This window comes from Pseudomonas sp. P5_A2_2 (assembly GCF_054177685.1).
In genome coordinates this window covers 1-2,473 of record NZ_JBGCUL010000678.1, presented here as the reverse complement: position 1 = coordinate 2,473, position 2,473 = coordinate 1, and the positions used below count along the sequence as shown (strand labels likewise).

Here is a 2,473-nt window from a genome sequence, read left to right as displayed (position 1 = left end):
ACCCTGCTCCTTGTGTTGGTGTTCTCAGCCTTGCGGATTCTGCGTGAATACGAGCGCGAGGGCGGGGATTACCAGGCTGTTGGTGATTACGGCGTAGCAAGAGACGTTGAAGTCTCTCGAGTTTTTACATAATAGGGGGGGCGTATAGTCAGTCTCCCGGCGAAGGAGAAAAACAAGTCGATACTGGTTAGATCGTTTATTTCTTTCAGTTATGTAAAAAGATTTAAGTTGCATATCCAAAGCCGATGAAACGGCGTGATGGCTTTAAAGAAATCTGCAATAGCAATTAAACGGCTGCTATAGCAGTCGTAACTCCCCCTGGTACTTCATTAATCTGGCTCCGGCGTCCATTTTTGCTGCTGGATCACCCTCTTGCCGGCCATCCGCCAATCCTTAGAATCCACGCCATCAACTTCGTCCAACTCTCAAATCCTCCGGGGAGCAACACCATGATGAACGCCGTGCAGATGCCAATGCCAATGAACACCAACATGCCGATGATGGGCATGCCGATGATGATGGCGACCATGACTTGCGACATGATGGACGATGGCATGATGTGCAGGATGATGCCGGCCGCCGGCATGGACATGGCGATGTTCAAGAACAGCGCCGAAATGATGCAGATGATGATGAACTGCGGCATGCCGATGATGATGCATTGCGGCAACATGAGCATGATGGGCATGTCCCCGGCGAGCATGGCCATGCCGATGATGAACATGATGATGCCAATGCCGATGATGGGCATGCCGATGCCATCGATGAAGTGCGTGATGGAATGCACCATGATGGATGACTGCATGATGTGCAAAATCATGCCGATGGCAGGCATGAACATGGACATGATGAAAAGCTGCTGCGCCCTGATGATGAAAATGATGAACGACTGCAGCATGCCGATGATGATGAGCTGCAATGGCATGCCGCTGATGTGCTGCACCTGCTGATCCTTGGCATCAGACGTTAATATGCCCGGCAGGGTTAACCCTGCCGGGCTTTTTAATGTCCGCTTTTCAGTCCAGGCGTTCGGGGTAAGTCACCACAAGATAGGCCACCGCCTCACTGTCGGCCGGGTTGCGGTAGCGGTGGGGCTGRTCCGCATAGAACAGGATCGAGTCGCCGGTGGAGAGCAGGTAGCGCTTGTCGTTGACGCTGATCTCCAGCACACCCTGAGCCACCACCAGGTTTTCCTGCACTCCGGGGCCATGTCCTTCGGACTGATCCTCTCCCAACGGGCTCAGGCGCAGTTCGTAAAACTCCGATTGGCGCGCCACGTCGAACGGAAACAGCGCGCGGCTGACAAAGGCGCCGCTGGCACTGACCAGACGTTTGCTCTGGCTGGCCGACAGCATCGCCACCCCTTCGAAGGCCCGATGCTCCAGAAAGGCGGCCACCGACACCTTCAAGCCCTTGGCGATTTTGCACAGCACCTTGATGGACGGCACGCTGCGCCCGGACTCGATCTGCGCCAACATCGCCCGGCTCACACCACACTGCCGGGCCAGGGCGTCAAGGGAAAGATGACGCTTGCTGCGCAGGCGTTGCAAGTTCTGTGCGACCCGTTCGCAGATCGGGTCTTCTTCCAATGGTTCCAGATTGTTCAAATCCAGCACGGGCTCGTCGGCGCTCGCCAGAAAGCGCGAGGGTTCTTGCGCATTCACGCGTGACGCGTCTCGCTGGCTTTAGCGGCGTGCACCCACTGAGCGGCCTGCAAACCTGCATTGCGTGCGTACATTTCCCACATGGCCCGCGCCCGTTGCTGAGCCTGTTTGCGTTTGCGGTAGCTGACGAAGTCGATGACGTTGGCTGTCGGATTCATGGGGCACTTCCCTGTGGTGGTAAATGACGGGATGAACTGAGCGTACCCGGATAGTCATATAACTATAAATACTATTTTTGTATTTATTAATTCTTTTTGGTTATTTTAAGCTCAGGCAATTGGACCGAGGTCTGACCCAGGGGAAGGAACGGAGCAGCTTAAGCTAATTCCAAAAAGATATTTGTTTGTGCTTTTTAAGATCTATTAGCTTTATAGAACTCAGAAAGTGTGCCGGGAGCTCCTGTGACTATCATTCAATCCTCTTTTGCGACTGCCCGGCCCGAGTCTGCTCAACGACTTGCGAAACCCTCCGACGATCAAGCCAATGAGGATGATGTGGTCCTTGAGCTGCGAAACGTCACCAAAGCCTATCTGCGAAAAAAAGGTTCTTCTGCACCACCGGCAGTGAGCAATGTCAGCTTGAAGGTGCGTCGGGGCGAGGTCTTGTGCTTGATGGGGACGTCTGGAAGCGGCAAGTCGACGTTGTTGCGTCACATCAACCGCTTGATCGAACCCACGAGTGGTGAAGTCTTGATCGAGGGTCAAGCGATCAGCGGGTTGAGCCACAAGGCTTTACGTGATTTGAGGTCGCGACGCATCGGTATGGTGTTTCAGCATTTTGGTTTGTTACCTCACCGCACAGTGCTGGAT

Annotated in this window: 4 protein-coding genes; 2 read left to right on the top strand and 2 right to left on the bottom strand. The window is 54.0% G+C overall.

Annotated features, from left to right (window positions below; translation table 11 throughout):
• Window positions 1–449: 449 nt before the first annotated feature.
• The gene (locus ACXRVY_RS24095) at window positions 450–950 is read left to right on the top strand and encodes a hypothetical protein (RefSeq protein WP_223457251.1); all 501 of its coding nucleotides are present in this window, start codon (window positions 450–452) and stop codon (window positions 948–950) included.
• A 66-nt stretch (window positions 951–1,016) separates the two neighbouring features.
• Here the strand turns inward: ACXRVY_RS24095 and ACXRVY_RS24090 are convergent, their stop codons facing one another.
• Both ACXRVY_RS24090 and ACXRVY_RS24085 read right to left on the bottom strand, forming a co-directional pair.
• Window positions 1,017–1,607, bottom strand: coding sequence for a helix-turn-helix domain-containing protein (locus ACXRVY_RS24090; protein ID WP_223457351.1), 591 nt, complete (start codon window positions 1,605–1,607; stop codon window positions 1,017–1,019).
• Window positions 1,608–1,660: 53 nt separating this feature from the next.
• Window positions 1,661–1,822: a hypothetical protein gene (locus ACXRVY_RS24085; RefSeq protein ID WP_223457253.1), complete on the bottom strand. Its 162-nt coding sequence runs from the start codon at window positions 1,820–1,822 to the stop codon at window positions 1,661–1,663.
• A gap of 336 nt (window positions 1,823–2,158) precedes the next feature.
• Between ACXRVY_RS24085 and ACXRVY_RS24080 the strand changes: the two genes are divergently transcribed.
• Window positions 2,159–2,473 (top strand): ATP-binding cassette domain-containing protein (locus ACXRVY_RS24080; RefSeq protein ID WP_458238436.1); only part of this gene is annotated, 315 nt, incomplete at its 3' end.